At 36.2% G+C, this 4,594-nt stretch carries 7 protein-coding genes; 2 read left to right on the forward strand and 5 right to left on the reverse strand.

Annotated features, from left to right (window positions below):
- Positions 1-92 precede the first annotated feature (92 nt).
- Together AC06OU_RS15915 and AC06OU_RS15920 are read right to left on the reverse strand one after the other, a co-directional pair.
- Complete coding sequence (locus AC06OU_RS15915; protein ID WP_475857077.1) at positions 93-467, reverse strand: DUF3221 domain-containing protein; 375 nt, start codon at positions 465-467, stop codon at positions 93-95.
- Positions 468-479: 12 nt separating this feature from the next.
- Complete coding sequence (locus AC06OU_RS15920) at positions 480-950, reverse strand: hypothetical protein (protein WP_169358464.1); 471 nt, start codon at positions 948-950, stop codon at positions 480-482.
- Positions 951-1,335: 385 nt separating this feature from the next.
- On the opposite strand from AC06OU_RS15920, the gene AC06OU_RS15925 reads away from it, so the two are divergent.
- A complete protein-coding gene (locus tag AC06OU_RS15925) occupies positions 1,336-1,710 on the forward strand; it encodes a nucleotide excision repair endonuclease (RefSeq protein ID WP_169358463.1) in 375 nt (124 codons plus the stop codon).
- A 36-nt stretch (positions 1,711-1,746) separates the two neighbouring features.
- On the opposite strand, the gene AC06OU_RS15930 is transcribed toward AC06OU_RS15925, so the two are convergent.
- From AC06OU_RS15930 to AC06OU_RS15940, 3 genes are all read right to left on the reverse strand, one after another.
- Positions 1,747-2,739 (reverse strand): NAD(P)/FAD-dependent oxidoreductase, encoded by a 993-nt coding sequence (locus AC06OU_RS15930; protein ID WP_475857078.1) that lies wholly within the window; start codon positions 2,737-2,739, stop codon positions 1,747-1,749.
- Between the two features lie 34 nt (positions 2,740-2,773).
- Positions 2,774-3,163: a thiol-disulfide oxidoreductase DCC family protein gene (locus tag AC06OU_RS15935; RefSeq protein WP_475857080.1), complete on the reverse strand. Its 390-nt coding sequence runs from the start codon at positions 3,161-3,163 to the stop codon at positions 2,774-2,776.
- 154 nt (positions 3,164-3,317) lie between these two features.
- Entirely contained in the window at positions 3,318-3,797 is a 480-nt protein-coding gene (locus AC06OU_RS15940) for a TraR/DksA C4-type zinc finger protein (protein ID WP_475857082.1), read from the reverse strand.
- 129 nt (positions 3,798-3,926) lie between these two features.
- Here AC06OU_RS15940 and AC06OU_RS15945 point away from each other — a divergent pair, with 129 nt between their 5' ends.
- Positions 3,927-4,553, forward strand: a complete 627-nt coding sequence (locus AC06OU_RS15945; RefSeq protein ID WP_475857083.1) for a YfbR-like 5'-deoxynucleotidase — start codon at positions 3,927-3,929, stop codon at positions 4,551-4,553.
- Positions 4,554-4,594: the final 41 nt, after the last annotated feature.

Raw genomic sequence — 4,594 nt, forward strand, 5'->3', positions numbered from 1 at the left:
TAAGATTTCTTTGCATCCTAAATCAACCCTAACCTTCAACATAGCCAATAAAAAAATTCCCCATAGCAATTAGCACCATGGAGAACTTTAGATTATTCTTCTACTTTTTCAATCGTTTTAGCTTCACCCGATGCTGGATGAGATTCCTTTAGGGATTCATATCCGACTTTGACTAGGTCATACAATTCCAACTCATTGCGATGAGCCATCGAAATATTAAACCAAGTAGCACTTTTCCCAGCTTCAAGTGCTTCTTCTACAGTTAACTTGCGCGCTTCCTCTTCACTTAAATCTTCTACAACAAGAATACCACTGTCCTTCGTGTCTATAATAATCCCAGTGATATAGCCAATTGGCTGTGCTTGAGTAGGATTATTCTCAAAGAAGTTCATGATAAAGTAAAAGGTCGTTCCAATTGCGACGAGTAAAATTCCAATAATAATTACTACCGTTGTTTTACCTTTCATACAAAAACCTCCTTATCTTTTTGCAGTAAGACGGAAGCCTTCTTCTAAAAGATATGCTTTTGCTTCATTGTAGGTGCCAAAGCTCTCCTCTAGGTTATAACCATGGTAGACATTCCAAAGAGTATCCTCTTGTAAAAGAGTTAGCTTAGAGCTTTCTTTGTTTGTCCACTCCTCCTCTACTTCTTCATCAATCAATTCTTCTTCCTCAGTCGCTAAATAGGCAATAGAATCTTTGATCATTTGGCGTAGCTCATCTGCTGATACTTCTCGAATATTAACTAATCCTTTTTCTTTTGCTTCATATTGCGGAAGATCTCCAACATACACAAAGCCATTGCCATTAGGATGTAGATGGTAGATTACAGTTGTTTTATCATATAAGCTTTCTTCATAATGGTAGTTAACTCGCTTCATCGATACTTCTTTACGAGTTAATTCAGGAAACTCTTGAATAATTGCTTCTTTCTCTTCAAATGTTAGCATATGATTCCTCTTTCTTTTCTTATCTTTAGTTTATTATTATAGCATAAATTCTATCCTCTTCGTGTCCACCACTCTGCTACTATTATAAAACAAATGACAACCGCAATTGCCACAGCAAAAAACCAATCAGGTATGCTTCCCAATATTATATCCTCCTAACAAACCCGTACTAACTATGGCAAATATATATTTCTTCTGTTCAGGAGACACATCTCTCCTTCCATTCTAGCTGGGCTCTACCTTATTATCCTTAAAATTACTATACTTGTTCCTATTGATTATATTCACTTTATCTTACTTCACATTTAATCCCGTCTCTTGCGAATAGATATTACTGCTAAATTGTGATAAACTTAAGGACAGACAATAAGAGGACGTGAGAGAAATGATTAAAATTGAATTACCAAAACCAACCGTTACTATTACACAACGCACGCAAGCCCTTAAAGAAGGGGAAGTTGAAATCCCATCTATTTATGGATTTATCGACTTCCACCAAATCCCTCGTGATAAAGGCGGCATCTTTATGTTTTATAACAAAAATGATGAGCTATTATTCGTAGGAAAAGCGCGTAAAATTCGTCAACGTATTAAAAAACATTTTGAAGATAATGTTTCTCCGATGATTAAACATCGCGACGAAGTTTACAAAATTAGCGTGTGTATAGTTGAAGAGGCTATGGATCGTGAAATATATGAAACATATGCAATTAATACCTTAAAAGCTAAATATAATATCGATAAAGTATTCTATAAGTAAGAAATCTCATGCCTCCTAAACGAGGCATGGGATTTTTTATTTTGTTTCTTCAAAAATACTCGTACTGTGCTTTGGCTGTACTCTTGCCTTTGGATCTAATGATGCCTTAATATGGCTAATTGCATTAGGGACTTCCCCAAAGCCTACCGCTATTAGCTTTACTTTACCAGCATGTGTACAAACGTCACCTGCTGCATATATTCCTTCTATACTTGTTTCCATCTTTTCATTCACTATTACCGAATTTTTCTCCATCTCCAGTCCCCAGCTTTTCAGTGGTCCGAGAGATGCTACGTTGCCATAGTTAACAAGTACATGGTCTACCGGGATTCTTTCCTCTACCTTATCCTTGCTGACTACAATCACTTCTTGAATACGATCTCCGTCGCCAATTAGTTCTTTGACCGCGTAGGAAGTTTTAATATGGACTTTTGAGTCTTGAAGCTGTTGAACGGATTTTTCATGAGCCGTGAATTGCTCACGGCGATGACAGATGGTAACTTTTGAAGCAATATCCTCTAACATTAACGACCAATCTAGGGCAGAATCTCCACCGCCCAGTACTAATACATTAGAATTTTGAAAGTCATTTAAGTCCTTTACTTTATAATATAAATTTTTACCCTCATATTCCTTAGCTCCGGGCACAGTTAATTTACGTGGTTGAAATGGACCTACACCAGATGTGAGAAGAATAGTCTTAGTATAGTGAATATCTTTGTCAGTTTTCAATATAAAATATTCATCGTGTTTTTCTAGCTCGTTTGCGGTTTCCTCTAAACATATGGTTGGATCACTATAGGATGCCTGTTCCACTAAATTAGCTATTAAATCCTTTGCCAATATTTTAGGAAGACCTCCAATATCATATATATATTTATCTGGGTAAAGCTCCATTAGCTGTCCGCCTAGCTCTGGAAGGCTATCAATTATTTTCACCTTTAAATCACGGAGCCCCGCATAAAAGGATGCAAACAATCCAGTTGGACCTCCCCCTATAATTGTTACGTCATACACTTCATGTTTCATGTTGAACAATCACCTCATTAATCTATTATTTACTTTATAAGAAACGGCTCCGTACTTCTGGAGAGGGTATCATACAGCTCTCCTTTTTACCAAACCAACGATAACGATTTTTTGCGATGAATTTGTAAACACTGTTTCTAATTGGTTTAGGAACAAGCATGAAAATATAAAGATACCTCCATAAACCACTTAAATTTCTACACACTCTTAACGCTCCATCGGAAAATTTGTAGACTTTTTCATCTTCTATCAAGATGAAACTATCGATGTGATTCGAGATACCATATTTTTCTTTCAATTCCACTCCCGCATCACTTTGAAGTGCAGCAAACTTAAAATAACCACGAGTGTCTCGTTTTATTATAAATTGAACACTGGAATCACAAAAATTACATTCTCCATCAAACATAACGATAGCTGCCATTTAATATTCCCCCTTGCTTCTAGTGTATCAGAAAGGATTTGGACTGTTAAATGACAGGGGCTAAAATTCCTTAATACTTTTGACGGAGATAATGAAGACCATAAACATAAAAAATGATGCTCAATACCTTTTGGAATTGGCATCATTTTTTATTTTATTTATCTTGCGGAGTATCTGATGAACCATAGGATTCTACATCCTCGAAGCTGTTACTGTAATCTCTAAGCTTTCCTTCCTCTTGCTCCACTGGACGATCGGTGTCAGGATTTAAGATTTCCTCTTCAACTGGACGGAAGTCCTCTACCTCCTGTTGAGCATCCTCGACGCAAGTTAAGGCTGTTGGTTTAGCTTCTAGTCGCTCTATAGGGATTTGTTTTTTACAAACTGTACACTGCCCGTAGGTTCCTTCATCCATAGCCTGAAGTGCAGCTTTTATATCTTCTATTTCCTCTTCATTGTGCTTTCGTATGGCTAATCTGGTATGCTGATCCGTTAGATCCGTTGCATTGTCTGCAGGATGATTATCGTATTGGGATAACTCAGTGGTTTCAAATTCTTCATCGCTATTTAAACTTTCCTCTAATTCTTTAAATCGGTTAAGTAATTCCTCTTTTAGTTTTTCATATTTGGCCATGTCAATTCCTCCTTAGGTTAGTATAGGATTACCCGAAAGTCGGGAAAATAAAACTAAATAGGGTTGCTAGTGTTTCCATTACATAAAATACGGATATTTAAGTAATATATAGAGAAGGAGTGATTGTAAATGGGAATTCACCGTTTTTTTATGAGCATGAACGAATTAGAAAGAATTATACGAGCACCCGGAAGATTCAAATATGAAGAGCATAATGTAGCGGCTCATTCTTGGAAGGTCGCTCAATACGCTATGTTCTTTGGAACTATAGAGGAAAACCATGGAGCAAAAATTAACTGGAAATCTTTGTATGAGAAGACTATTAACCACGACTTTGCAGAAATTTTTATCGGTGATATTAAGACACCTGTTAAACATGCTTCTCCTGAATTAAAGCAAATGCTTTCACATGTTGAAGAGAAAATGATGGAAAAATTTATATTGAATGAAATACCCGAAGAGTTCCAACCCGTATTTTTTGATCGAATGAAAGAGGGTAAGGATGAAACTATTGAAGGCCGTCTACTGGAATTGGCAGATAAAATGGATCAGGTTTATGAAGCCTTCACAGAGCTACAGCATGGCAATACAGATCCGGAATTTATCAAGATGTATGAGACTGCATTAAGAAAGATCTTACACCTACCACTTAAAGAAAGTGTTACCTATTTTAAGGAAGTCATGCTACAGGATATTATTGCTGAGGAATCAGTCATAGACGTGAAAAATATTACTTTAAAAATTTTAGTAGAATAAGGAAAATTTTTCAATAAAACCTGCGATATATTGTATAATAT

The organism is Psychrobacillus sp. (assembly GCF_056205495.1).

Excerpts from the sequence above, each read along its gene's own strand:
- AC06OU_RS15935 (WP_475857080.1), bottom strand. The coding sequence starts at position 3,163 with ATGGCAGCTATCGTTATGTTTGATGGAGAATGTAATTTTTGTGATTCC.
- AC06OU_RS15915 (WP_475857077.1), bottom strand. The coding sequence starts at position 467 with ATGAAAGGTAAAACAACGGTAGTAATTATTATTGGAATTTTACTCGTC.
- AC06OU_RS15920 (WP_169358464.1), bottom strand. The coding sequence starts at position 950 with ATGCTAACATTTGAAGAGAAAGAAGCAATTATTCAAGAGTTTCCTGAA.
- AC06OU_RS15925 (WP_169358463.1), top strand. The coding sequence starts at position 1,336 with ATGATTAAAATTGAATTACCAAAACCAACCGTTACTATTACACAACGC.
- AC06OU_RS15940 (WP_475857082.1), bottom strand. The coding sequence starts at position 3,797 with ATGGCCAAATATGAAAAACTAAAAGAGGAATTACTTAACCGATTTAAA.
- AC06OU_RS15930 (WP_475857078.1), bottom strand. The coding sequence starts at position 2,739 with ATGAAACATGAAGTGTATGACGTAACAATTATAGGGGGAGGTCCAACT.
- AC06OU_RS15945 (WP_475857083.1), top strand. The coding sequence starts at position 3,927 with ATGGGAATTCACCGTTTTTTTATGAGCATGAACGAATTAGAAAGAATT.